This window comes from Umezawaea sp. (assembly GCF_057122925.1).
In genome coordinates this window covers 17210-41003 of the sequence record NZ_DBNGPQ010000156.1, presented here as the reverse complement: position 1 = coordinate 41003, position 23794 = coordinate 17210, and the positions used below count along the sequence as shown (strand labels likewise).

The 23794-nt window shown below is 72.7% G+C and carries 24 protein-coding genes and 1 tRNA gene; 13 read left to right on the top strand and 12 right to left on the bottom strand.

The annotated features are described in order from the left end of the window. Positions 1-25: 25 nt before the first annotated feature. Genes AC156L_RS35290 through AC156L_RS35270 form a run of 5 tightly spaced genes read right to left on the bottom strand, consistent with a single transcriptional unit; the run spans position 26 to position 3447 of the window. Positions 26-436, bottom strand: coding sequence for a hypothetical protein (locus AC156L_RS35290; RefSeq protein WP_330883538.1), 411 nt, complete (start codon positions 434-436; stop codon positions 26-28). Further along, entirely contained in the window at positions 436-1533 is a 1098-nt protein-coding gene (locus AC156L_RS35285; protein ID WP_330883540.1) for a molybdopterin-dependent oxidoreductase, read from the bottom strand. The genes AC156L_RS35290 and AC156L_RS35285 overlap by 1 nt, the downstream gene beginning before the upstream one ends. Beyond that, positions 1530-2144, bottom strand: a complete 615-nt coding sequence (locus tag AC156L_RS35280; RefSeq protein WP_330883544.1) for a class I SAM-dependent methyltransferase — start codon at positions 2142-2144, stop codon at positions 1530-1532. Before AC156L_RS35280 ends, AC156L_RS35285 begins: the two co-directional genes overlap by 4 nt. Beyond that, the gene (locus tag AC156L_RS35275) at positions 2141-2809 is read right to left on the bottom strand and encodes a TIGR04282 family arsenosugar biosynthesis glycosyltransferase (RefSeq protein WP_330883546.1); all 669 of its coding nucleotides are present in this window, start codon (positions 2807-2809) and stop codon (positions 2141-2143) included. Before AC156L_RS35275 ends, AC156L_RS35280 begins: the two co-directional genes overlap by 4 nt. Beyond that, on the bottom strand, positions 2806-3447 hold the full coding sequence (locus AC156L_RS35270; RefSeq protein ID WP_330883612.1) for a glycosyltransferase family 2 protein: 642 nt from the start codon (positions 3445-3447) through the stop codon (positions 2806-2808). The genes AC156L_RS35275 and AC156L_RS35270 overlap by 4 nt, the downstream gene beginning before the upstream one ends. A gap of 151 nt (positions 3448-3598) precedes the next feature. On the opposite strand from AC156L_RS35270, the gene AC156L_RS35265 reads away from it, so the two are divergent. Genes AC156L_RS35265 through AC156L_RS35255 form a run of 3 tightly spaced genes read left to right on the top strand, consistent with a single transcriptional unit; the run spans position 3599 to position 6580 of the window. Beyond that, positions 3599-4843 (top strand): hypothetical protein, encoded by a 1245-nt coding sequence (locus AC156L_RS35265; RefSeq protein ID WP_330883547.1) that lies wholly within the window; start codon positions 3599-3601, stop codon positions 4841-4843. Positions 4844-4847: 4 nt separating this feature from the next. Further along, positions 4848-5567, top strand: coding sequence for a response regulator transcription factor (locus AC156L_RS35260; protein WP_330883549.1), 720 nt, complete (start codon positions 4848-4850; stop codon positions 5565-5567). Continuing rightward, a complete protein-coding gene (locus tag AC156L_RS35255) occupies positions 5567-6580 on the top strand; it encodes a sensor histidine kinase (RefSeq protein WP_330883551.1) in 1014 nt (337 codons plus the stop codon). Before AC156L_RS35260 ends, AC156L_RS35255 begins: the two co-directional genes overlap by 1 nt. Positions 6581-6591: 11 nt before the next feature. Here the strand turns inward: AC156L_RS35255 and AC156L_RS35250 are convergent, their stop codons facing one another. Further along, a complete protein-coding gene (locus tag AC156L_RS35250; RefSeq protein ID WP_330883553.1) occupies positions 6592-7635 on the bottom strand; it encodes an NAD-dependent epimerase/dehydratase family protein in 1044 nt (347 codons plus the stop codon). A gap of 95 nt (positions 7636-7730) precedes the next feature. Between AC156L_RS35250 and AC156L_RS35245 the strand changes: the two genes are divergently transcribed. Both AC156L_RS35245 and AC156L_RS35240 read left to right on the top strand, forming a co-directional pair. Beyond that, positions 7731-8231: a MogA/MoaB family molybdenum cofactor biosynthesis protein gene (locus tag AC156L_RS35245; RefSeq protein WP_106185590.1), complete on the top strand. Its 501-nt coding sequence runs from the start codon at positions 7731-7733 to the stop codon at positions 8229-8231. Beyond that, on the top strand, positions 8228-8407 hold the full coding sequence (locus AC156L_RS35240; RefSeq protein WP_330883557.1) for a hypothetical protein: 180 nt from the start codon (positions 8228-8230) through the stop codon (positions 8405-8407). Before AC156L_RS35245 ends, AC156L_RS35240 begins: the two co-directional genes overlap by 4 nt. 881 nt (positions 8408-9288) lie before the next feature. Here the strand turns inward: AC156L_RS35240 and mscL are convergent. The 4 genes from mscL to AC156L_RS35220 all read right to left on the bottom strand — a co-directional run bounded on the left by mscL (position 9289) and on the right by AC156L_RS35220 (position 11322). Continuing rightward, positions 9289-9687 carry a large conductance mechanosensitive channel protein MscL gene (gene mscL / locus AC156L_RS35235; RefSeq protein ID WP_330883559.1) on the bottom strand — a complete coding sequence of 133 codons (399 nt, stop codon included), beginning with the start codon at positions 9685-9687 and terminating at the stop codon, positions 9289-9291. A gap of 35 nt (positions 9688-9722) precedes the next feature. After that, entirely contained in the window at positions 9723-10250 is a 528-nt protein-coding gene (locus AC156L_RS35230; RefSeq protein ID WP_330883561.1) for an SAF domain-containing protein, read from the bottom strand. An 85-nt stretch (positions 10251-10335) separates the two neighbouring features. Next, positions 10336-10632, bottom strand: coding sequence for an FmdB family zinc ribbon protein (locus tag AC156L_RS35225; RefSeq protein ID WP_330883563.1), 297 nt, complete (start codon positions 10630-10632; stop codon positions 10336-10338). A 105-nt stretch (positions 10633-10737) separates the two neighbouring features. Further along, on the bottom strand, positions 10738-11322 hold the full coding sequence (locus AC156L_RS35220) for a 5-formyltetrahydrofolate cyclo-ligase (RefSeq protein WP_330883565.1): 585 nt from the start codon (positions 11320-11322) through the stop codon (positions 10738-10740). A gap of 38 nt (positions 11323-11360) precedes the next feature. Between AC156L_RS35220 and AC156L_RS35215 the strand changes: the two genes are divergently transcribed. The 7 genes from AC156L_RS35215 (at position 11361) to AC156L_RS35185 (ending at position 20303) form a co-directional block, all read left to right on the top strand. Then, positions 11361-12254, top strand: coding sequence for a UTP--glucose-1-phosphate uridylyltransferase (locus tag AC156L_RS35215; protein WP_330883567.1), 894 nt, complete (start codon positions 11361-11363; stop codon positions 12252-12254). A gap of 13 nt (positions 12255-12267) precedes the next feature. After that, a complete protein-coding gene (gene glp / locus AC156L_RS35210; RefSeq protein ID WP_330883569.1) occupies positions 12268-13491 on the top strand; it encodes a molybdotransferase-like divisome protein Glp in 1224 nt (407 codons plus the stop codon). Beyond that, positions 13488-14150, top strand: coding sequence for a GNAT family N-acetyltransferase (locus tag AC156L_RS35205; protein ID WP_330883571.1), 663 nt, complete (start codon positions 13488-13490; stop codon positions 14148-14150). The genes glp and AC156L_RS35205 overlap by 4 nt, the downstream gene beginning before the upstream one ends. A 162-nt stretch (positions 14151-14312) precedes the next feature. Then, complete coding sequence (sepX, locus tag AC156L_RS35200; protein WP_330883573.1) at positions 14313-15086, top strand: divisome protein SepX/GlpR; 774 nt, start codon at positions 14313-14315, stop codon at positions 15084-15086. 57 nt (positions 15087-15143) lie between these two features. Further along, positions 15144-15216, top strand: a tRNA-Ala gene (locus tag AC156L_RS35195). A 646-nt stretch (positions 15217-15862) separates the two neighbouring features. Beyond that, complete coding sequence (locus AC156L_RS35190) at positions 15863-17893, top strand: serine/threonine-protein kinase (RefSeq protein ID WP_330883575.1); 2031 nt, start codon at positions 15863-15865, stop codon at positions 17891-17893. A 1039-nt stretch (positions 17894-18932) separates the two neighbouring features. After that, entirely contained in the window at positions 18933-20303 is a 1371-nt protein-coding gene (locus tag AC156L_RS35185) for a hypothetical protein (RefSeq protein WP_330883577.1), read from the top strand. Between the two features lie 75 nt (positions 20304-20378). Here AC156L_RS35185 and AC156L_RS35180 read toward each other — a convergent pair whose 3' ends face one another. Then, positions 20379-21950, bottom strand: coding sequence for a dolichyl-phosphate-mannose--protein mannosyltransferase (locus AC156L_RS35180; RefSeq protein WP_414720122.1), 1572 nt, complete (start codon positions 21948-21950; stop codon positions 20379-20381). A 51-nt stretch (positions 21951-22001) separates the two neighbouring features. Between AC156L_RS35180 and rsmI the strand changes: the two genes are divergently transcribed. Further along, a complete protein-coding gene (gene rsmI, locus AC156L_RS35175; protein ID WP_414720123.1) occupies positions 22002-22823 on the top strand; it encodes a 16S rRNA (cytidine(1402)-2'-O)-methyltransferase in 822 nt (273 codons plus the stop codon). Here the strand turns inward: rsmI and AC156L_RS35170 are convergent. Beyond that, on the bottom strand, positions 22810-23706 hold the full coding sequence (locus AC156L_RS35170) for a serine hydrolase (protein WP_330883581.1): 897 nt from the start codon (positions 23704-23706) through the stop codon (positions 22810-22812). The two genes, rsmI and AC156L_RS35170, sit on opposite strands and share 14 nt — an antisense overlap. Between the last annotated feature and the right edge of the window lie 88 nt (positions 23707-23794).

The following is a 23794-nucleotide window of genomic DNA, read 5'->3' as shown; positions in this document are numbered from 1 at the left end:
CCCGGCCACGCCGTGACAGGCCCCCTCACCCGTCACGGCGTGGCCGGGTGTTCCTGCTCCTGGCCAGTCCCGCGACCACGACGGCGGTCCACACGACGGTCAGCGCGACCAGCAGACCGGCCGGGTAGGGGCGGTCGTGCAGGCCCGGCGTGACCGGACCGGAGAACGCCCGCCACAGGTAGGGGACCGCCAGCAGCACCAGGACCCCGCTGACCACGAGGCCCGCGCCGACCGGTGCCCGCCACGGCGCGGGCAGCACGCGGGCGAGCACCGTGCCGCCGAGGCCGACGAGCGGCGCGAGCAGCACGTCGTGCAGGACCGGTCCGCCGAGCAGCCAGCCGCCCAGCGACAGCGGGCTGTCGGCCACCACCGGCAGCAGCTCCACCACGCCCCGCCCCAGCAGGACGACACCGACCGCCCCGAGCACCCACCGCATCAGCGCACCTCCAGCCGCGAGACCCACTTGGTCTGGAGCACGCCCGGCCTGCTGGGCGCGATCAGCCTGCACGGGAAGCCGTGGTCCAGCGTCAGCTCCTCGCCGTTCATCCGCAGCGCCAGCAGCGTCAGCGGGTCCGCCGAGTGCGTGCCGGGCAGCGTGGACGACCGGTACGGGCCACCCCCCTCCAGCGACTCGACCCGGAGGTCGCTCCCGGCGGGCAGGCCCGCCCGTGCCAGCAGGTCGCGCACCGGAACACCGGTCCACGTCGCGTCCGCGCTCCAGCCCTCGACGCACGCGATCGGCAGGTCGGCGGTCGTCTGGGGCATGGCCCGCAGCTCGTCGAGGGAGAACTCGACGTCACCGACCCGCAGCCGCCACGACGAGTCCGCCGCGACCACCCCCGCGGCCGACGCGAGGCGGTTGACCGGCACCCCCGTCGCGGACCGCGAGGCCAGCACCGACGCGGTCCGCAGCCACGGCACGGTGCCGCCGACGGTCGCGAGGACCGCCGCGCCCGTCGCCGCGCCCGTGGTGAGCAGGAAACCCCGTCGGCTCAACACCCCGGTGGCGGGTTCCTCGTGATCCGCGCGGGTGAGCGCCGCGCGGATCACCGGCAGCTTCACGGCGACGTGCACCAGCAGCGCGCCCGCGGCGATCCACGCGACGGCGTGGTGGGCGGTGGGGAAGAAGAACGCCCACGGGTAGTTCTGGGCGACGTTGAACACCCCGGTCAGCAGCTCGAAGAACGACGCGCCGATCAGCACGAGGATCGAGCCGCGCTCCAGCGCGTGCGGCACCGACCGGACCAGCGGCCTGCCGAACAGCTTCGGGTAGACGCTCCACAGCTTGGCCAGCAGCAGCGGGACCGCCGCGACGCCGGACGTGACGTGGACGCCCTGGGTGATCCGGTACAGGCCTACCGGCCGCGACGGCCAGGTGAACCACGCGGGCGGGTGCTGGATGCCGTGGCTGATCAGGCCGGTGGCGAAGCACAGGCCGAACGCGACCCCCAGCCACAGCCCGATGCGCGCGGAGACGCGCGCGCCGTGCGCCGGGCTGGTGAAGTCGGCTTCCCCCGGCGGGCGGAACCTCATGGCTGCTCCAGTTCGGCGAACCAGCGGCCCGCGCGCTCGACGAGCCAGCGGACGCGGAACCCGGCGTCGTGCGCGGCGGTCTCCAGCGCGGCGGGGTCGAGCCACGCCCAGTCGAACCACACGCCACCGGCGTCCTCGCCGCCGACGCGGGCGCGTTCCCGCCGGAGCCCGCACCCCGGAGGGTCGACCTCCAGGAGCACGGTGCCCCTGCCGTGCAGGAGCCCCCGGACGCGGCGCAGCAGCGCCGTCGGGTCGCCGCCGATGCCGATGTTGCCGTCGGCCAGCAGCACGTGCGACCAGCGGCCCTCGCCGGGCAGCGGCGTGAACAGGTCGCGGTGCAGCGCCGGTCCGCCGCGCGAGCGGGTCAGCGAGACCGCGACCTCGGAGTGGTCGACGCCGAGGGCGACGATCCCGCGCTCCACCAGCGCGGCGACCAGCCGACCGGGACCGCAGCCCAGGTCGACCGTCGGTCCCGCGCACGCGTCCACCAGCACCCGGTCCGCGGGGTCGGCGTCGGTGTGCCACCGGTCGACCGGCAGGTCGACCCGCCGCCCGGCACCCAGGTCGAGCCAGCACCGCGAGCCGCGCAGACCCACGTCGAACGCCGTCACCGGAACACGCCCACGAGCAGCGCCTCGGCGAACCGGCTGCCCGGCAGCACGGCGGCCACCTCCCGCGCGGTGGTCATGTCGTCCACGTCGGACAGCTCGGGCAGCAGGCCGATCCGCAGGCCGCTCCGCTCCAGCGCGGCGGCCGTCAGCGCGCCGGTGTCGTCTCGGGACGTGGGGACGGTCCGCAGCACGTCCGCCCGGTGGCCGTCGCGCAGGCCGAGCGCCCACCAGCCCCCGTCGGTGGCCGGGCCGAGCACGCCGTCGGCGTACCGCAGCGACCCGACGCACTCGTCCAGCAGCTCGGCGGTGACCTGCGGGGTGTCCATGCCGATCTGGAGGACGGGCAGGCCCGCGTTCAGGCGGGCCGCGTCGGCGTGGGCGTTGGCCAGCCGGGCCGGGAAGTCCGCTCCCCGCTGCGGCAGCAGGACCACGTGCCGCAGCAGGGAACGGATCTCCCGCGACCGCTCGGCCTTCGTGAGGTCACCCGTCAGCGCCACCACCGGCACCACACCGGGCGTGGCGAGCACGGCGTCGAGCGTGTCCAGCAGCGACGCCGCGGCGATGTCGGCCGCCTGCGCGGGCGGCACGGCCGGGCTGAGGCGGGTCTTGGCCAGACCGGGCACGGGGGCCTTGGCCACCACCAGGACCGTGGCGCGGGCGCTCACCGCAGCACCCCCGCCATGTCGCGGACCGCGCGGACCGTGCCGCGCACCGACCCGGAGACCTTCGACCTCGTGCCCGCGGCGCGCGGGCCGTAGGTGACGTCCCGCTCCTCGACCCGCCACCCCGCCTCGCCCGCGCGCAGCAGCAGTTCGAGCGGGTAGCCGAACGCGCGGTCCCGGATGCCCAGGTCCAGCAGGTCCCGGCGGCGGAACGCCCTCATCGGCGCGATGTCGCGCACCGGGAGCCCCTTGGCGCGCAGCAGGGTCGCGAGCACCGCGTTCCCCGCTCTCGCGTGCCACGGCCAGCTCCCGCTGGTCGTCGGCACCCGCCGCCCCACCGCCAGGTGCGCGCCCGCCCGCACCAGGGCCACCAGTTCGGGCAGTTGTCGGGGGTCGAGCGAGCCGTCCGCGTCGAGCACGCAGACGATCTCCGACCGGGCCAGTTCCACACCGGTGTGCGCGGCCGCGCCGTAACCCCTGCGCGACTCGTGCACCACCCGTGCGCCGAGGGCGGCGGCCACCTCGGGGGAGCCGTCGCGGGAGCCGTTGTCGACCACCAGCGCGCGGAAGCCCGGAGGCAGCGCGCGCAGCACGCCGGGCAGGGCCGCGGCTTCGTCCAAGCAGGGGAGCACCACATCGATCTCGTCCACACCGGACAGGGTCGGCGCGTCGCGCGGTCCGCGAAAGCCTTTGGCCGCTTACCGAATCATGACGTGCGAGGAGTTCTTACGGGTGTCTGACGGATCGGTTCCGCGGCCGATCGCGCGGGGTGTCCTGCCCTACGGTCCACCCGTGTCACGTGTCCGGTGGACGGTCCTGGGGGCCGCGGTTCTGGTCGTCCTCGCCGTCGTCGTCGGGGCGCTGCTCGGCGCGCGCCGCACGTTCGCCGGGTTCCCCCCGCTCTTCGCGGAGTGGCTGCCGCACATCGGTGTCGGCACGCCCCTCGCGCTCCTGGTCGCCGTGCTCGTCGTCGCCAGGGGACCGGAACTGGCCGTGCGGCTGCCGTGGCGCCGGGCGCTGGGCGCCGGTTACCTGGCGGCGGTGGCGTGGACGGTGTCGCTCGCGCTGGTCGACGGCTGGGAGCGCGGGTTCGCGGGCAGGCTCACCACGTCCGACGAGTACCTGCACGAGGTCCCCGGCGTCACCGACGTCGGGGCGGCGCTGCGCGGCTTCTCCGCGCGGATCCTCGACCACCAGCCGGACTCGTGGACCACGCACGTGTCCGGGCACCCGCCGGGCGCGCTGCTCGCGTTCGTCGGGCTCGACCGGATCGGGCTGTCCGGCGGGGCGTGGGCCGCGCTGCTGTGCGTGCTGGTCGGCGCGCTCACGGCGGTCGCGGTGCCGGTCACCCTGCGGGCGTGGGGCGGGGACGAGGCCGCCGCTCGCGCGGTGCTGCCGTTCGCCGCCCTGTTCCCCGGAGCGGTGTGGATCGGCGTGTCGGCCGACGGCCTGTTCGCGGGCGTGACGGCGTGCGGCATCGCCCTGCTGGCCCTGGGCAGGCCGGTGCTCGCGGGTCTGCTGCTGGGGCTGGGGGTCTTCCTGTCCTACGGCCTGGTCCTGGTCGGTGTCGTCGCGCTGGTGGTGACGTGGCGGCGGTGGCGCGCACTGGCGCTGGCCGTGCTGGCGGCCTCGGTCGTCGTGGCGGCGTTCGCGCTCGCCGGGTTCTGGTGGCTCGACGGCTACCACCTGGTGGTGCGCCGGTACTACCAGGGCATCGCGTCCGAGCGGGTCTACCACTACTGGGTGTGGGCGAACCTCGCCGCCGCCCTGCTCGCCGCGGGGTTCGCACCGGTCGCCGGACTCGCCCGCGCGCGCCGCTCACCCGCCCTCCTGCTGGTCGGCGCGGCCCTCGCGGCGATCCTGCTCGCCGACGCGTCGGGCCTCAGCAAGGCGGAGGTGGAGCGGATATGGCTACCGTTCACCGCGTGGCTGACGGCGGCGACCGCGTTCCTGCCCGCCCGCTCCCGGACGGGGTGGCTGGCGGTCCAGGCGGGCACGGCGCTGCTGGTCAACCACCTCCTGCTGACGAACTGGTGAGGCGATGACGAACGAAGGCACGGCTGTCGGACGCGTGCTCGTCGTGGACGACGACATGACCGTCCGCGACGTGGTGCGCCGCTACCTGGAGCTGAACGGCCACCAGGTCCAGCTCGCGGGCGACGGCGAGACGGCGCTCGAACTGTTCGCCGCCACCCCGCCGGACCTGGTCGTGCTCGACCTGATGCTGCCCGGCATCGACGGCCTGGAGGTGTGCAGGCGGCTGCGGCGGCACAGCTCCGTCCCCGTCGTCATGCTGACCGCGCTGGGTGAGGAGGAGGACCGGATCGCCGGGCTCCAGCTCGGCGCCGACGACTACGTGACGAAGCCGTTCAGCCCCCGCGAACTGGCCCTGCGCGTCACGTCCGTGCTCCGCCGCTCCCGCGCCGTCCAGGCCCCTCCACCCGTCCGGACCCTGGTCGACGGCGGCCTCGGCGTCGACCTCGGCGCCCGCACGGCCCGTCTCGACGGCGTCGAGCTGTCGTTGACCACCAGGGAGTTCGACCTCCTGACGTTCCTGCTGTCGAACCCCGGCAGGGCGTTCAACCGCGCCGAACTCCTGGAACGCGTGTGGGGCTGGGAGTTCGGCGACCAGTCCACCGTGACCGTCCACGTGCGACGGTTGCGCGAGAAGATCGAGACCGACTCGGCCCGGCCCACGCGCATCGCCACCGTGTGGGGCGTCGGCTACCGCTACGACCCGGTTGCCGGAGGTGGTCGCTGATGCTCGTCGAGATCTCCCACATCGCCCCGTTCGCGGTCCTGTTCTCCCTGCCGCTGGCGCTGCTCGGGGCCTGGCTGCTGCTCCGCAGGCTCGTCCACGGCTCGCTGGCGACGGCCCTGTCCGTGCTGGCGATCGTGCCGGTCCTCGCGACCATCGGCGGCGTCCTCGCGGTCAGCCAGTTCATGTTCACGCCGATCATCACGACGACCGTGCTGGTCTGCACGCTCGTCGCGGTCGTGACCGTCCCGATCGCGATCGTGCTCGGCCGCAGCATCGCCCGCCGCAGCGTCTGGGAGCACGAGGCCAGGGCCCGCGAGCGCGCCGCCGAAGCCTCCCGCCGCGAACTCGTGGCGTGGATCAGCCACGACCTCCGCACCCCGCTGGCGGGCATCCGCGCCATGGCCGAGGCCCTGGCCGACGGCGTCGTCCACCAGCCCCGCGACGTCTCCGACTACGCGGGCCGCATCAGCACCGAGGCCGACAAGCTCTCCGCGATGGTCGACGACCTGTTCGAGCTGTCCCGCATCACCGCGGGCGCACTCCGCCTGACCCTCTCCGACGTCCCGCTCGCCGACGTCGTCAGCGAGGTCGTGGCCGCCGAAGGCCCGGTCGCCCAGCGGAAGGGCGTCCGCCTGGAGGCCAGCGCCGACACGTGGCCGGTCGTCCTGGGCAGCGACCCGGAACTCGCACGGGTGATCCGCAACCTGCTCTCCAACGCCATCCGCCACACCCCGCCGGACGGCACCGTCGCCATCCACGTGGACGTCGACGGCCAGGAGGCCAGGCTCCAGGTGGACGACGCGTGCGGCGGCATCCCCGAACCCGACCTGTCCAGGGTGTTCGAGGTGGCCTTCCGCGGCACCCCGAGCCGCCAACCGGTGGGCGGGGGCCTGGGCCTGGCCATCGCCCGCGGCCTGGTGGAAGCCCACAAGGGCACCATCGACGCCCAGAACCACGGCCCCGGCTGCCGCTTCGAGGTCCGCCTGCCCCTGGCCACCGCGATGGCAGGCTGAGCCGCGTCCCGTCAGCGCAGCGGGTCGGTGGCGAAGGCCTTCACCCCGGTGGCGAAGCTGGTCAGGGCGTGGAAGCCGAGGCGGCGGGTGGCCTCGGTCGGGTCGGCGACGACGTGGCGGACGTCGGCGGTGCGGGCGCCGCCGACGATGCGTGGTGCCGGGCCGTTGGTGGCCAGTGCCAGTTCGGTGGCCAGGTCGCCGACCGTGCGGGGTTCGCCCGAGCAGATGTTCAGCGGGGTCAGGGTGCCGCGGGGTGCCTCGGCGTGCAGGGCCAGGACGTTCGCCCTCGCGACGTCGGTGACGTGGACGAAGTCGCGGCGCTGCCCGCCGTCCTCCAGGACCGTGGGGGCCCGGCCGTCCTCCAGGGCCGAGCGGAAGAGGGACGCGACGCCCGCGTACGGGGTGTCCCTGGGCATCCTCGGGCCGTAGACGTTGTGGTAGCGCAACGCCCAGACGGCGCCGCCGGTCTGGCGGGCCCACGCCGCCGCGTAGTGCTCCTGGGCCAGCTTGCTCGCCGCGTAGGTGCTGCGCGGGTCCAGCGGGGCGTCCTCGGGCACCAGGAGGGGTTCCAGGGGTGCGCCGCAGTGCGGGCACGGCGGTTCGTAGTCGCCCGCGTCGATCGACTCCCGCCTGCGCGGCGCGGCGCGGACGACGTCGTGCGCGGGGCAGCGGTAGCGGCCCTCGCCGTAGACGACCATCGACGACGCGAGCACGAGCGTGCCGACCCCCGCCTCGTGCATGGCCGCCAGCAGCACGGCGGTGCCGTGGTCGTTGTTGAACGAGTACAGCGGCGCGTCCGACGGGTCGAGGCCGTGACCGACCACGGCGGACTGGTGGCAGACCGCGTCCACACCCCGCAGCAGACCCGCCACGACGGCCGGGTCCGCCACGTCGCCGACCACGACCTCGTGGCGGTCGGTCCAGGACGGTGCCGGGCCGCTGTGGGCCTGCGGGAGGAGGGCGTCGAGCAGCACGGGCTCGTCACCGCCGTCGGCCAGCGCGTCGGCGACGTGGGACCCGATGAAACCGGCGCCGCCGGTGAGGAGAACTCGCACGTGGACGACGTTAGGACCGCGGGGGCCGCGACACCCGGTCCCGGAGCGACACGTCATGGAACCGTCAGATCCGGCCATTGGCTACGGTTGTCCGCATGGAACGCAGCGCGCAGCGCCTCGGCCGCGCCCTCGTCGTGATCGTGGACGACCGGGTGGCGCACGGTGAGCACGACAACAGCACGGGACCACTGGTCACCGAACTGCTCGAAGAGGCAGGTTTCATCGTCGACGCGACAGTCGCGGTCGAGGGCGAGGTGGTCGACATCCGCGCCGCCCTCAACACCGCGGTCATCGGCGGCGTCGACCTCGTGGTCACGGTGGGCGGCACCGGCGTGTCCCCGCGTGACGTCACCCCCGACGCCACCCAGGGCGTGCTCGACCGCCCGATCCCCGGCATCGCCGAAGCGCTCCGCGGCTCGGGCCTGGCGGCGGGCGCCGTGGACGCGGGCATCTCCCGCGGCCTCGTGGGCGTCTCGGGCAGCACCCTGGTCGTGAACCTCGCGGGTTCACGGGCGGCGGTCCGCGACGGCATGGCCACGCTCTCCACCCTCGTGCCGTACGTCATCGAACAGCTCTCGGGCCTCGACGAGGCATGACCGACCACCTGGAGGACGACGCCGTCGCCGCGGAAGCGGCGCGGCGGCGTCGCCTGGCCGAGGTGTTCGGCGACGTCCTGCCGGACACCACGTCCGACGAACGCGGCCCCGACCAGGGCGACGCCGACCGCGAGTCCTGGTACCGGGAGAACCGCCCGCCGCACCACGGCGGCTGACCCCCTCGGTCGAACCCGTGGTCCGGGGGCACCGGACCCGGTGTACCGCCGGTAGGGACACGACGACCTCCGAGCAGGTCTCGATGGCCGTGGTGGTCGCCCAGCGGTCTGGTGTGGTGCTTCCCTCGGATCGGTAGGGCTTGCGGGCCGGGCGGCGTTCGAGGCGCCGGACGGCTTCGGCGTGGTGGCGGTGCGTTGGTCCCGGCGAAGGCGTACCAGCACGATGCTGCGCGGGGTTGTTCGCCTGGCGATCGCGGTCCAGCCGGGTGGCGTCGCGCCCCGCCCGAGGACGCCCTCCACCGGGCTGACGCCGCACGGCGCGGCGGACGCTCCTCAGCCGTGCGGGCGCGGGGTGCACCGGGCGGCCCTGGCTCTCGCCGAGCGGACCGTCGCGGTTCCGGGCACGGCAGGCACCGTGCTGCCCAACCCGGCGGACAGCGTGACAACCGTTGCGGCACAACGCACGCAGATCGCCGGCGAGGTCGAGAGGACACGCGCCGCGCACCCCGTGCCGGGATCCTGATCTCCGTGCTCGGCATCGGGTCTGAACCGCCGCCCGGATCCTGCTCGAAGTCGGCGACGCCTCCGGATTGGCACCTGGCCACCGGTGCCGGGATCGCCCCGGTCATCCGCGGCTCCAGCGCCAGGACGGACTACCGGCACCCCGAGCCCGCTCCGAGCGGGGCAGCGGCTTGAGGACCTCACGGGGACACCTTCCCTGGTCCGTGCGCCACGCGCGATGATCGACCGTCACGCGGTCGAGCACCCACCGGTCCGCTCGAACGAACCGCGCGGAGATGGCCCGCTCTCCCGGCCGCTCTGGCCGGCGGGGTCGGCTGCGCCGGCCACGAACCCGGCGAGCGGACCGCCCCGGACCCGGCTCAGCCCCGGCGCTGCTGAGCCGCCAGCAGGTCGCGGATCTCCTTCAGCAGCTCGGTGTCCGTGGGCTCGGACGGGCCGACCTCCTTGCCGCGCTCGCGACGCTCCTTGATCTTGTTCATGGGCAGCACCAGGATGAAGTAGACGACCGCGGCGACGATCGCGAAGTTGATGATCGCGGTGATGATCGCGCCGAAGTCGATCAGCGTCTTCTCGTTCGCCTCGATCAGCTTGTACGCGAAGCCGTTGACGTTGCTGCCGCCGACGGCCGCGACGATCGGGTTGATGAAGTTCGACGTGAACGCCGTGACGATGGACGTGAACGCAGCGCCGATGACCACGGCCACGGCCAGGTCGATGACGTTGCCGCGCATCAGGAAGTCCTTGAAACCCTTGAGCACAGCCAACTCCTAGAAGATGTGGGGACGAGCAGGGGTTAGCGGAGGGTAACGGCCAATGGCCGTTCCAGTGACACCGCCGCTACGCGTGTCGCATTCTTCCTGCTCAAGCCCAACACCACGAGTCGGTCCGGTTTCACCTCCCGCACCGCCAGCACCGTCGCGCCCTCCGCCAGGACCTCGGCGTCCGCGCCGACCACGTCGACCCGGCCGCCCGGTCTCAGCAGTTCGGCGACCCCGGCGTCGGCCAGCCGCACGGCCACGGAGGTCGCGTCCGGGTCGGCCGAGGTCAGCCTGACGTCGGTGATCGGCTCACCGGCCCTGGCCGCGCCCGTGAGCGCCTGCCCGACCACGGCGTCGACCGACTCCGCGACCCCTGACGGTCTCTCCGCCAGCGGCGCGAGCCGCAGGTCGGCCGAGGTGAGCACGACACCGGGCGCGAGGTCGTGCGCGGCGACGACCGCGGCGGCGGGTGGCCGGGAGGGCCAGAGGGCGAACCCGACGGCGAGCAGCGCCAGCACGAGGGCCGCCGCCTTGCGCAGTCCGGACAGGAGGTGGAGGGGCACACTTCGACGTTAGGGCTGGTGACGGCCTTGGAAAAGCACGAACCCCCGAGCTGTGGACAACTCGGGGGCCTGTGGACAACTCAGCTCAGGAAGCGGCCTTCGCGGGCGTGCTCGCCGGAGTGGTGCTGGGAGTGCTGGGAGTGGACGGCTTCGTCTCGGTCGCCGCGGGCGTGCCTGCCGCGGCGGGCGTCGACGCGCTGCCGCCCGAACGGCTGTCGGTGCGGTAGAAACCGCTGCCCTTGAACACGACGCCCACGTTGCCGTAGAGCTTGCGCAGCCTGCCGTGGCACTCCGGGCACTCGGACAGGGCCGAGTCGGTGAACGACTGCACCGCGTCGAAGCGGTGGTCGCACTCGGTGCAGGCGTACTGGTAGGTCGGCACTTGCCCTCCACGAGCTTCATCCGGAGTTGGCACTCGGACACAACGAGTGCCAATACTGCATCATGCGCCTGTCGGGTCGTGGCGCGCAAACAAGTTGGTTGAACGTCACACGACGAGCAGGCCCGACGGGGTGAGGACGGCGGTCATCCGCACGTCGTGCGGCTCGACGGGCAGGTCGTCGACCACCTCGGCGTCCCGGACCACGGCGACCAGCGGCGCGTCCACCCCCGGCAGCGACCGGTCGTAGTGCCCGCCGCCCTTGCCGATCCGCGTCCCGCGCCGGTCCACCGCCAACGCCGGGACCAGCACCAACGCCGCCGACGCCAGCGCGGACGGGCCCAGCGGCTCGCCGGTCGGCTCGCGCAGTCCGTGCGGGCCCGGTCGCAGAGCGTGTTCACCCGTGTACTCAGCCCACTCGAGTGGTGCCGCGCCGACCACGATCGGCAGGAGCACCCGGAACCCGGCCGCCCGCAGCACGTCGAGCAGCTCGACCGAACCGGGTTCCGACCCGACCGCGAGGTACGCGCACACCGTCCCACCAGCGGCGACGTCGAACTCCGCGACCACGTCGAGCACCCCCGCCGCCAGCGCGGCGGCGTCGAGCGCCCGTTCGGCGGCGGGCACGGCCCGGCGGGCCGCCAGCAGGCGACCGCGTTCTGCCGTCTTCCGTTCGAGTTGATCGGACGTCATGGGAGGTAACCCTAGGTACGGCACTACGCTCGTCCACCATGAGCTCGACTCGCGCCTTCCGCACCGCAATCGTGCCCGCAGCCGGTCTCGGGACCCGCTTCCTGCCCACGACGAAGGCGGTGCCCAAGGAGCTGCTGCCCGTCGTCGACACCCCCGGCATCGAGTACGTCGCGGGCGAGGCGGCCGAGGCGGGCGCCACCAGGCTGATCATCGTGACGTCGCCCGGCAAGGACGCCGTCGCCGAGTACTTCCGCCCGCAGCCCGAGCTGGAGGCCACGCTCGAAGGCCGGGGCAAGCACGAGCTGGCCGCCAAGGTCCGCCGCGCCGAGCAGCTGTTCGAGACCGTCGAGACGGCGATCCAGGAGCGGGCGCTGGGCCTCGGCCACGCCGTCGGCTGCGCCGAGGGCAACCTGACCGGCGAGGACGAGGCCGTCGCCGTGCTGCTGCCGGACGACCTCGTGCTGCCGACCGGCGTGCTGGCCCGCATGGCCGCCGTCCGCCAGGAGCACGGCGGCACGGTGCTGTGCGCGTTCGACATCCCGCGCGAGCAGATCTCCGCCTACGGCGTGTTCGACGTCCGCGACACCGGCGACGACGACGTGAAGGAGGTCGTCGGCATGGTCGAGAAGCCGAAGGCCGAGGACGCGCCGTCGACGTTCGCCGCGGCCGGTCGCTACTTGCTCGATCGGGCGATCTTCGACGCGTTGAAGCGCATCGAACCGGGCGCGGGCGGCGAGCTCCAGCTCACGGATGCCATTGCCCTGCTCATCTCCGAGGGTCATCCGGTCCACGTCGTCGTCCACCGCGGCGGACGACACGACTTGGGCAATCCGGGAGGATTCCTCCGAGCTGCGGTTGACTTCGCACTCGAGCATCCCGACTACGGGCCCGAGCTTGGGGAGTGGTTGCGGGAACGCCTCGACAACTCTTGAGCGGGGTTCAACGATGAGGTCAGTGGACGAGCAGCTCGCCAGGGTGATCGCCGCCGCGGTGCGGCCGGCCCCGGTGCGGGTCGCGATCTCCGAGTCGCAGGGGTTGCTCTGCGCCGAGGAAGTCGTCGCGGAACGCGCGTTGCCGGGTTTCGACCAGGCCGCCGTCGACGGCTACGCGGTGCGCAGCGTGGACGTGCAGGGCGCCGGTGAGCAGTCGGTGCAGCTCCCCGTGGTCGGCGAGATCCCGGCCGGGTCGCGGCAGCCGCGCAGGCTGCAACCGGGCCAGGCGGTCCGGGTCGCGACCGGTGCGCCGCTGCCCACGCTGGCCGACGCCGTCGTGCCGCTCGGGTACACCGACGGCCACCAGGCCAAGGTGACCGTGCAGCGCCCGGTGCCGTCCGCCGCGTTCGTCCGGCGGACCGGCGAGGACGTGCAGACCGGCGACATCGCGGTCCGCCGCGGCGCGTCCATCGGCTCGGCCCAGGTCGGACTGCTGGCCGCCGTCGGCCGCAACAAGGTGCTCGTCCACCCCCGGCCGAGGGTCTCGGTGATCTCGGTCGGGGAGGAGCTGGTCGACGTCGACCGCACGCCCGGCCAGGGCCAGGTCTACGACGTGAACTCCTACGCGCTGGCCGCCGCCGCCCGCGACGCGGGCGCCGAGGTCAGCAGGGTCGGCATCCAGTCCGCCGACCCGCGCAGGCTGCGCGAGGTCGTCGAGGGCAGGCTGCTGCTGTCCGAGATCGTCGTGGTGGCCGGTGGCGTCGGCGGCGTCGTGGGCGACGAGGTGCGGGCCGCGCTGGCCGACCTCGGCGACCTGGACGTCACGCGCGTCGCCATGCACCCCGGCTCCGCGCAGGGGTTCGGGCGGCTCGGCCCCGACGCCGTGCCGACGTTCCTGCTGCCCGCGAACCCGATGAGCGCGCTCGTCGTGTTCGAGGTGCTGGTGAGGCCCCTGATCAGGGCCGCGCTCGGCAAGCGCAACCCGTACCGCCGCGCGGTCGCGGCCCGGCTGCTGTCGCCGCTGACGTCCACCAAGGGCCGCCGCGGCTTCCTGCGCGGCCAGCTCCTGCGCGACGCCGAGAACGGCGAGTACCTGGTCCAGCCCCTCGGCACGTCCGGCTCGCACCTGCTCGCGTCGCTGGCCGAGGCGAACTGCCTGATCATGCTCGAAGAGGACGTCACCGATGTCGCGGTAGGCCAGGAAGTGTTCGTCAGCTTCCTCGCCCAGCGCGGATGAGCGCCTCGTTCCACCTGGAGTCCAGCAGGCACCCCGGCTGGCCTGCGAAGCTCGGCCCGCTGCGGGTGCGGGCGGGCGTCGTCGCCCTGCGACCGCCCAAGCTGTTCGACGGCGGCGCGTGGAGCCGCATCCGGCTCCGCGACCGCTCCTACCTGGAGAACTGGGAACCCACCGCCGCCGACGGCTGGCACGAGCGCAACTCGGTGCTGTCGTGGCCCGCGCAGTGGTCCTCGCTCCGAGCGCTCGCCCGGCGCGGCCAAGCGCTGCCGTTCGTGATCACCGTTGACGACGAACTGGCTGGTCAGATCACCGTCGGCAACATCGTCCGCGGCTCGCTGCGCTCGGCGTGGGTCGGCTACTGGGTCGCCGCGGACCGCGCCGGGGGAGGCGTGGCCACCGCCGCGCTCGCGCTCGTCGTCGACCACTGCTTCGGCGAGGCCGGACTGCACCGCCTGGAAGCCACCGTGCGGCCCGAGAACGCCGCCAGCCTGCGCGTCCTCGGCAAGGCCGGGTTCCGCGAGGAGGGGCTGTTCCAGCGCTACCTCGACGTCGCGCACGCCTGGCGCGACCACTGCTGCTTCGCGATGACGAGCGAAGAGGCGTCCCCGGAAGGCCTGGTGCGCCGATTGGTCGCCGGGGGCAGCGCCCAGATCCCCTGAGCACAGCGTCCAACTGCCGTAAAGGGCTCACCCAAAAGTGGGTGATAAAGCACACCTTCGTACGTACCGCACCCGGCGAGCCTCCGACACAGGTGTGACTGTTGTGACTAGCGTGGCGAACGCACGACGCGTTCCGCTTGCTGGCAGGGGGAGGTGACGGGGATGCCCAGTTCGTTGATCATCGTCGGGCTAGTAGTTGCCTGGCTGGTCGTCCTCGTCCCGATGGTCGCCCGCAAGCGCACGGAAGTTGCTCGCACCGCGGACTCGGACGCCCGGAACACGCGAGCGGGGAGCACGCGCGGCAGCATGGAAGAGGAGCACGCCATGCCTGACGCCGACGACGACGAACTCATCGACGAGTTCGAGGCCGACTTCGACGACGACTACGACGAGTACCTCGACGACGACGTCGTGCACCGCCCGTACCGACCCGGCAGGGGCGGCTTCGACGCCGAGACCGCGCGCATCGTGGCCCAGGCCCGCTACGCGTTCCGCCGCAGGGTCGTCGCGTCCATGCTGATCGCCGCCGTGGTGACCGGCCTGGTCGCGGGCATCCTCTACCCCGTTGTCTGGTGGGGTCACGCCGCGGTCGACCTGGCCCTCGTCGGCTACCTCGTGTACCTGCGCCGCCAGGTCCGCATCGAGGAGGACATCCGCGCCCGCCGCCAGGCCCGGCTCGCCCAGGCCCGTCGTCGCGCGGCCCCGACCCCGGCTGCCCGGCCCCAGGCCGAGCAGTCGCGGGCCGCCGAGCAGGCGACCGCGCCCGAAGCCGAGGCGCAGGAGGAGCACGAGGAGACCGGACTGGCCCCGCGACCGCGGTTCCAGCACCGCACCCGACCCGGCACCATCGTGGTCGAGGCGGACGACGAGGACCCGGTGTTCGTGGAGCTCGAAGGCCCCCAGTACCTGCGGTATCGCCGGGCCGCGGGCGAATAGAGGGGGGTGGCGAAACCACCCCCGCGCTACTGATATGCTTCTCTCGCACGACAACGAGGGGCTGTAGCGCAGTTGGTAGCGCGTCTCGTTCGCATCGAGAAGGTCCGGGGTTCGATTCCCCGCAGCTCCACGCAAAGAAGGCCCAAACCCGCGCGGTTTGGGCCTTTTGCGTTTCGAGGCGCCCGCTGGTTGTCCTAACAGGACGTCGCTTGTGGGGGGTCGGCCGGGGTTCGGTCGAAGGTGGTGGGGAACGGGTGGGTTGGTGTCGGCGGGGCCGCGCGTTAGTTCTGTAACGTTGTTATGTGATGTTGTGGTTCGGCGATCGGCGTGCGGAGCGGGATCTGGCCGGTGGGGATCACCGGATGCCGGTGGGTGCGTGGTGCCGTGGGCGCGGGGCATTGGTCGGGGGAGTGCCCTGTCGCGGTTCGAGTCGTCCGTCGGAGTGTTTGGAAACGGACTTTTCGTGCTTGGTCGATTCGTGCTCGATCCGTTTCACCCTGGGGGACTTTTGCCCGTTGGCGGGTCGGGCTTCGAATGTTCCGATAGCGGGACGGCCGTGCAGGTTGCACGGTGTGGGCCTTCTCGCTGTGGCGAAACCGGTGGTCGGCCGGGGTGCGGGTGGTGCGGCGCCTGGTCGCGGCCTGCCTGATCAGGTGCGCAGCGTCCATTGAGGACCTGTTCGGTGTCGGATCTTTCGTTACGACCCGCTGGTGAATTTCCGACCGAGCGGCCACTGGTGAACCGCCGCCCGCATAGGGTGGGGGTTGTCGAGAGGGGTGGTGGAGGTCGTGGGGCTGGCCGAGTCCTTGCTCGAATGGCTGCACGGCTGGGCACTGCCGCTCTGCCCCGGCGACTGGGCGTGGAGCGTCACGGCGCTGGGTGCCGTCGCGGGCCTGCTGCCGACGATCGCCGCGCTGCTGGCGATCACCGTGCGACGGGTCGTGGGCAACTCCTACGGCCCGGTGGCCGGTGCGCTGTTCGCGGCGCTCGGGGTGAGCAGCACGCTGGTGCTGCCGTGGCTGCTGTTCTCCGGTGCGGACAGCGCGCTGCGCCGCCGCACGGTCAGCGGCACGCAGTCGCTGGACGACACGCCGTGCGGCGCGTTCACGCAGTTCGACTACCTGGTGGGCGCGCGGTCGATCGGCACGATCATCAGCGACCCCGGTGGCACGCGGGTCGCGTTCCTGGTCGCGGGCGGCATCACGGCGGTGCTCGCGCTGCTGTGCCTGCTGTTCGTGATGATGCAGGCCGGGTCGGCGTTCCGGCTCGGCCCGAACTGGCCCCGCCGGGTCTTCTGGCCCCCGTTCCTGGTGCTCCTGGTGGCCACGTCGTTGCTGCCGGTGACGCTGGTGGGCCATCTGCTCCTCGGATTCTTCCCGATTGCGCTGATCGGCTCATTCGTCGTGCGCATCTTCGGGTTGACTACGGCCATGCTGAACCGCCCCGGACGTGATCGCGGCAACAACGAGGCTCCGCAGGCCGCGGCCAACCGCGTGCCCCCGCCGCCTCACCAGGGGCCGCAGAAGGGGCCGCAGAAGCCCCCGCCGTACCAGCCCGCCCAGCTCCCGCCGTACCGACCGGCGGGCTCGCCGCCTCCCTACCAGCCGCACCAGTCGCCCTCGCCGCAGTCGCAGCCGGTGCAGCAGCCCGTCCAGAAGCCGCCACCCCGCCAGTACCCGCCCACGCGGGTCGCCGAGGTGCCGCGCAAGGACCCCGCGCCCACTCGGGTCGAGCAGCCGCAGGCGCAGCCACCCCAGCCGCCCCGGCCCACCAGGGTGGAGACGCCCCAGGTGTCGCCGCCGACGCGCGTCGAGCACCCGCAGTCCCAGCCCCAGCCGCTGTCGAAGCTCGCCGACACGCCGGGGCCGCTGCCGTTCGGACCGGGAGCGGCGGCTGCCGCCGCCTCGACGTCGAACCCCGCCACCGCGGGCCAGGACAAGGTCTGGAACCCGGCCAGCGGCCGGTTCCGCCGCGTGCGGCAGCTCGGACGGGGTGGGTTCGGCACCGTCTGGCTCGCGGTCGACACCCAGCTCGACCGCACCGTCGCGGTGAAGCTCGCCCACGCGCCCGACTCGGACACCGAGCAGCGCATGCTCCGCGAAGCGCGGGCACTGGCCGCCGTGCGGCACCCGAACTGCGTGCGGGTGTTCGACATCGTGCAGGACCCGGACGGGCTCGCCATCGTCATGGAGTACATCGACGGTGACCCGCTGTCCGACGTGGTCCTGAACAGCGGCCTGCTCGCGGACACGCTCGCCGCGCGGCTGTGGGTCAACATGGCCGACGCGCTGGCCGCCGCCCACGACCGCGGTGTGCTGCACCGCGACGTGAAGCCGTCCAACGTCATCGTCGACACGGAGGGCACCGCCCACCTGATCGACTTCGGCATCGCCCGGTCCAAGGGCGACAGCACGCTGACCGCTGCCGGGATGATGGTCGGGACACCCGACTTCCTCGCCCCGGAGACGGCCCGCGGTGACGCCGCCAGCCCGGCTTCCGACGCCTGGCAGCTGGCCGCGACGGTCAGCTACGCGCTGACCGGGCACCCGCCTCGGGGCACTCGGGACAATCCGATCTCCTCTCTGATGGCCGCGGCTCAGGGGGAGCCGAACGTGAAGCTGCCGGTGCGGAGTGCTCACCACCGCTTGTTGGTGTCGGCGTTGGACGCGGATCCGGGGCGTCGGCCTTCGTTGGCGGCTATTCGTGGGGAGTTGAGCGGGTGGTTGGCCAACGCTGGGATCAGCAAGGAGGGGCCGGTCACCCGGATGATCTCCAAGCCCGATCCGCCCACCCGGCCTGTTCGGTGAGGGTTGCTCGCTGGGCGGTGGGTAGGGCGGTGGGGTAGGGCGGTGTCTGGTCGCGGGTTCTGCCGCCGCACGGATCGGTGACGTCTGAGTCGGCTTGCCGTGGCGGTGAGCTGGGAGGACGTGGCTGTGTCCAAGCCCTGCCCCCTGGGGGTTCCGGGGTTCGGCTAGCGGTTCCTCGTCGATGAAGTGCGCGGGGTCGGGCGGTCGATGGCGGATCTGCTCGGTCATGGGCTGGTGGAGCGTTCGGCAAGGAACGCGCACGCGACGGGCAAGGCCGGTCAGCCGGTCCACGACGGCCTCGTCCGCCGCGACCTCACCGTCACCGCGCCTCACCGGTGGTGGCCGGCGACAGCGCCGAGCACCGCACCGCTGAAGGCGGCTGTGCCGGTGCGCGGTCAAGGACGTCTGTCCCGGTCGGGTCGTCGGCTACTGCGTCGGCTCCCGGATGACGTTCCGGTTGGCCATCCCCGCGCTTACCAACGGCCCTCGTCCGCTGCTGGGTGTGGGGTCCCAGGCGTGGGTCACGGGGTGGTGGGGGACGGCCTTGGTCGTCAGTGCTGGTTGCGGGTCGCTGGCTGTGGGGTTGGTGGCTTGGTGGTGGTGGTGGGTTGGTGGGCCGTGCGCGTCACCCCGTTCGCGTCATTGTCTCTAGCTTTGATCTTGGTTTGTCAAGGCGGGAAAGATGCCTTGACAAACCAAGATCAAAGCTGAGGGCGCTTCGGATCGGGGTGGCGGGGGGAGTCTGGGTGTCGCCACTGGTGCGTGCTTCCGCTTGAGGTGGGGTGTTGGTGCTTTGGGTGGGTCGTGGTCGTTGTGGGTTGTGCGGTGTGCTGTGGCTGCGGGGGCGGCGTCTTGGTTTGAGGTGCTGGCGGTGTGTTTGTTGCGCTGGTTTGCGAGGTGTCCCCCGCAGGTCGTGGTGGGCTGGGTTTGTGTGCCTCGTGTCGGAGCGGGTGGGGTTTGTGCTGGTTCTCGGTAACGAACATTTGATCCTTCGCGACCAATGCGGTGATGGCCGAACCGACTGGTGGCGAGGTGGACGTTGTCGTCTGAGGAGAGCTGGCACGCCGCTCGGCTGATTCCCACCTCGGGCATCAACGGTGCTGATGAGCAGGAACGACGGGCCACCTCGGCGCTGTTGGCGGTGATGTCGGCCGTGCGCGAGTTCGGGCGGGCCCTGACGCAGCCGCTCGGGGCGCCCGCCGCTGCTGTGCGGACGTTCATCGAGGTGCCCTTCGAGCTGGACGGGCGGAAGGTGATCCCGGACGGGCTCATCCGGGTCGTTCGGGGGCAGCGGTCCTGGACCGCTCTGGTCGAGGTGAAGACCGGGACCAACGCGTTGCAGAAGGAGCAGTTGGAGAACTACCTGGACGTCGCCAGGGAGTTCGGGTTCGACGCGCTGATCACCATCTCCAACGAGATCCCGGCCATGCCGGGGCAGCACCCGACCGCCGTCGACCGGCGGAAGTTGCGGAAGGTGGCCCTGCACCACTGGTCCTGGACCGAGGTGCTCGGTGAGGCCGTCATGCAGAAGGAGCACCGCGGGGTCGCCGACCCCGATCAGGCGTGGGTGCTCGGGGAGCTGATCCGGTACCTGGAGCACCCCCGGTCGGGGGCCATGGAGTTCGACGACATGGGGCCCTCGTGGGTGCCCGTGCGGGAAGCCGTCGCCGCGGGGACGCTGCGGCCCACCGACAAGAGCGCCTCGGAGATCGCGCTGCGGTTCGACGCGCTGGTCCGGTTCGCCTGCCTCCAGCTCGGACGGCGGTTGGGCACCGAGGTGACGCCCGCGCTGTCGCGCAAGGAACTGGCGGACCCGCAGGGCCGCGTGACCAAGCAGGTCGCGCAACTGGTGGACGAGGGACGGCTCTCCGGCGGCGTGCAGATCCCCGGCACCGTCGGCACGGTGCAGGTCGTCGCCGACCTGCGGGCCGGGCGGGTGCTCTGCCACGTGGACCTGGACGCGCCGAAGGAGGGCAGGCTGACCACGCGGGTCAACTGGCTGATCCGGCAGCTCAAGGACGCCCCCGGCTCGCTGCGCCTGGAGGCCTTCGCGCTGCACGGGCGCGGTGCGGGCGCCTCCGAGCTGCTCACGTTCGTCCGCGACAACCCCGGTGTGCTGCTCGTCGACCCGCGGAAGGAGATCCGGAGCTTCCGGATCGAGCAGTCCGGCCCCATGGGCACCAAGCGCGGCAGCGGGCGGAACTCCTTCGTCGACTCCGTGCTCGGGGCCGTGACGGGCTTCTACGAGGAGGTCGTGCAGACCCTCAAGCCCTGGGCCGCCACGCCGCCGCGGATCCGGCCCGAAGAGGACTTCACGCCGCCGGAGGACGTGCCCGTCGCGCTCGTGTCGACCGCCCCGTCCTCGCAGGACGGGCCGGACACCGTGCGGTTGAGCGGCAGTCTGCTGTAGTCGCGTCACGGGGTTCAGTGAACAGGCGACCCCCGACAAGAACCGGGGGTCGGCCCGTCACTCGATCGGGTGGAGCTAGCTCCACGAGGGCAGCCAGCGCTGCATCTCCCACATCTCCGGCGTGATCGGGTTCCCGTTCAGGATCGGCCACAGCCACACGAAGTTCGCCACCACGAGCCCCACGTACAGGGCCACCGCGAGCAGCCCCGTGCCGCGCCTCTCCTTGCCCGCCACCACGGGCCCGAGCACGTGCCCGAGCGCCAGCGTGATCAGCAGGACCAGGAACGGCGCCATCGGCGTCACGTAGAAGAAGTACATCTGCCGGTCCAGGTTCAGGAACCACGGCAGCAGACCGGCCAGGTACGCCACGAGGACGGCCGCGTAGCGCCAGTCGAGGCGCGCGATCGAGCGCCACAGGCCCCACGCGATGGCCGGGAACGCCAGCCACCACATGGCGGGCGTGCCGATCAGCATGATCGCGCCGACGCAGCTCGCCTGGCCGCAGCCCTGCACCGCGCCCTCGTAGTAGTAGAGCATCGGCCGCAGGCCCATGGGCCACGTCCACGGCTTCGACTCCCACGGGTGCGGGTTCGAGGTGGGCGTGACCAGCTTGCTGTGGAACTCGAGCACGTTGCCGCTGTAGTACCAGAGCGCGCGCAGGGCTTCCGGCACGAACGAGTCCTTGCCGATCTTCACGCCCGCCACGTGCCGGTCGACGCCGGTCTCGCTGGCGAACCACGCCCACCAGGTGCCCAGGTAGACCAGGACGGGGATGAGCAGCAGCCCGCCCAGCGACGGCACCAGGTCCTTGGCGATCGACCCGACCCACGGCCTGCGCACGCCCGCCGAGCGGCGGGCCAGCGCGCTCCACACGACCGACAGGACGCCGAACGCGGCCACGTACCAGAGGCCCGACCACTTCACGCCGCACGCGAGGCCGAGGCTGACGCCCGCGCCGAACCGCCACCAGCGGAAACCGAGCCACGGCCCGTACGGCGACCTGTCGGCCCACCCCTCGCGGACGGCCACGGCGAGCCGGGAGCGCACCTGGTCGCGGTCGGCCACCAGGCAGCCGAACGCCGCCACCACGAACACGGCCAGGAAGATGTCCAGCATCCCCATCCGCGACTGGACGTGCGAGACGCCGTCGCAGATCAGCAGGATGCCCGCGACGGCCCCGAGCAGGTCGGAGCCCGTCAGGCGCCGGGCGATGCGGATGATCAGCAGGATGCTGACCGTGCCCGCCACCGCCGAGGCGAACCGCCAGCCGACGCCGTCGTAGCCGAACATCCACTCGCCGAGCCCGATGAGCTGCTTGCCCAGCGGCGGGTGCACCACCAGCTCGTAGCCGGGGTTGTCCTCGACGCCGCCGTTGCGCACCACCTGGGCCGCCTGCGGCACGTAGTGCTTCTCGTCGAAGATCGGCGTGCCCTTGTCGGTCGGGAACCCGAGGTTCCAGAACCGCACCAGCCCGCCGACGAACGCCAGGGTCAGCGTCATCAGCCAGCCGCGCACCAGGTTCGACGGCAGGCGCGGGGTCAGCGCCGCGACGCGTTCCTCGCGGTCGGCGCCCGCCGGGCGGGACGTCGGGGGGACGTCTCCGACGTCGACCACGTCGTCTGTTGACTGCGGCACGAGGAGGCTCACGAGTGCGATCGTAGGGTGAAGGCTGTGAGTCCCGTATCTGGATCAGGCCGTTTGGTTCTGGCAGCCACGCCGCTGGGCGACGTCCGCGACGCCTCCCCCCGCTTGGTGGAGGCGTTGGAGACCGCCGACGTCGTGGCGGCGGAGGACACCCGCCGGTTGCACTGGCTGGCGTCCGCGCTGGACGTGAAGCCCTCCGGGCGGGTCGTGAGCTTCTACGACCAGGTGGAGGTCAGCAGGCTCCCCGGCCTGGTGGAGGCCATGCACGCCGGGTCGACGGTGCTGCTGGTGACCGACGCGGGCATGCCCAGCGTGTCCGACCCCGGCTACCGGCTGGTGGCCGCGTGCGTGGCCGAGGACCTGCCCGTGACGTGCCTGCCGGGGCCCTCCGCGGTCACGACGGCGCTGGCCGTGTCTGGGCTGCCGTGCGACCGGTTCGCCTTCGACGGGTTCCCGCCGCGCAAGCAGGGCGAGCGGCGGAAGTGGTTCGCGGCGCTCAAGACCGAGCCGCGCACCGTCGTGTTCTTCGAGTCGCCGCACCGGATCGCAGACACGCTCGCCGACGCCGCGTTCGTGCTGGGCCCGGACCGGGCCGCCGCGGTGTGCCGCGAGCTGACCAAGACCTACGAGGAGGTCAGGCGCGGCGGTCTCGGAGAGCTGGCCGAGTGGGCCGTCGACGGGGTGCGCGGCGAGATCACCGTCGTGCTGTCCGGTGCCGAGCCCGCCGAGGCGCCCGCGGACCTCGACGCGCTGGTCGTCGAGGTGCGGCAGCGGGTCGCGGACGGCGAGCGGATGAAGGCCGCCGCCGCCGAGGTCGCCGAGGCGGCTGGCGTGAGCAAGAAGGCGCTGTACGACGCGGCGGTCAGAGCCCGCTGAGCAGGAACGCCGCGATGTCGGTGACCCTGGCCCGCGCGGCGGGCGCGGAGGTCTCCACCGGCTGACCGGTGAGGACGACGACCACGTACCGGCTGCCCGGCCCGACGAGGCCGGTGGAGTGCGTGGTCCGGTGATCGGTGCAGCACGACCAGCCCTGCTTGGCGGCCCGGTGCCGGTCGCCCGCCGCCGCCGGGACGCCGAAGCGCTGGTCGAAGCCGTCCGAGCCGAAGTCGGTCATCCCGCCGAGCCCGTCGAGCACCGCGGAGCCGTTGGGGTCCTCGAACAGGTACTGGTAGAGCAGCACCAGGTCCGCCGCGGTGGTCGGGGTGTCGCCCCAGCGGTTGGAGTCCTTCGGCGGGAGCGTGTCCACCAGGCCGATCCGCTCGGCCCACGTGGCCACGAGCCGTGCGCCGCCGCCCGCCGACCACATCCGGCTCGCCTCCTCGTCGTCGCTGGTCGCGAGCATCTCGGCGACGGTCGCCTCCCGTTCCCCCTGGTTCTCCAGGGCGTCGAGCGCGATGAGGATCTTGACCAGCGACGCGGAGTCGAACCGCTGGTCCGGGTTGTGCGCGTACAGGTCCTCGCCGGTCTGCCGGTCGCGCACGACCACGCCGAGGTCGATGCCCTCGGCCAGTTCGGCGAGCCCGTCGAGCTCGCGCGGGCCGGGGTCCAGCGCCGGTGGGGGGTCGGGCACGGGCTCGGGGATCGCAGGGGGCGGCTCCGCGACGGTCGGCGGTGACGAGTAGGCCGTGGCCGCCGGGGTCACCGTGAGCACCGGCACCTCCCGCCCCGTCCGCTCGGTGCCGAGGAACGCCAACGTCATCGTCATCGCCGCGACGGCGCCGAACACCACGGCGCCGAGCCACCACCGGTTTCCGCCCATGTCCAGGTCGATGGGTGCGACGGCCTGCGAAGTTGAGCGTTGTCCGGTGCAACTTTTCACGCGGTCAGGGCGTAGCGACCGGGGTTAT

Bases quoted from the DNA above. Each gene is read 5' to 3' on its own strand.
- AC156L_RS35290 (WP_330883538.1), bottom strand. From the start codon at position 436: ATGCGGTGGGTGCTCGGGGCGGTCGGTGTCGTCCTGCTGGGGCGGGGC.
- AC156L_RS35285 (WP_330883540.1), bottom strand. From the start codon at position 1,533: ATGAGGTTCCGCCCGCCGGGGGAAGCCGACTTCACCAGCCCGGCGCAC.
- AC156L_RS35260 (WP_330883549.1), top strand. From the start codon at position 4,848: ATGACGAACGAAGGCACGGCTGTCGGACGCGTGCTCGTCGTGGACGAC.
- AC156L_RS35255 (WP_330883551.1), top strand. From the start codon at position 5,567: ATGCTCGTCGAGATCTCCCACATCGCCCCGTTCGCGGTCCTGTTCTCC.
- AC156L_RS35245 (WP_106185590.1), top strand. From the start codon at position 7,731: ATGGAACGCAGCGCGCAGCGCCTCGGCCGCGCCCTCGTCGTGATCGTG.
- AC156L_RS35240 (WP_330883557.1), top strand. From the start codon at position 8,228: ATGACCGACCACCTGGAGGACGACGCCGTCGCCGCGGAAGCGGCGCGG.
- AC156L_RS35220 (WP_330883565.1), bottom strand. From the start codon at position 11,322: ATGACGTCCGATCAACTCGAACGGAAGACGGCAGAACGCGGTCGCCTG.
- AC156L_RS35215 (WP_330883567.1), top strand. From the start codon at position 11,361: ATGAGCTCGACTCGCGCCTTCCGCACCGCAATCGTGCCCGCAGCCGGT.
- glp (WP_330883569.1), top strand. From the start codon at position 12,268: ATGAGGTCAGTGGACGAGCAGCTCGCCAGGGTGATCGCCGCCGCGGTG.
- AC156L_RS35205 (WP_330883571.1), top strand. From the start codon at position 13,488: ATGAGCGCCTCGTTCCACCTGGAGTCCAGCAGGCACCCCGGCTGGCCT.
- sepX (WP_330883573.1), top strand. From the start codon at position 14,313: ATGCCCAGTTCGTTGATCATCGTCGGGCTAGTAGTTGCCTGGCTGGTC.
- AC156L_RS35170 (WP_330883581.1), bottom strand. From the start codon at position 23,706: ATGGGCGGAAACCGGTGGTGGCTCGGCGCCGTGGTGTTCGGCGCCGTC.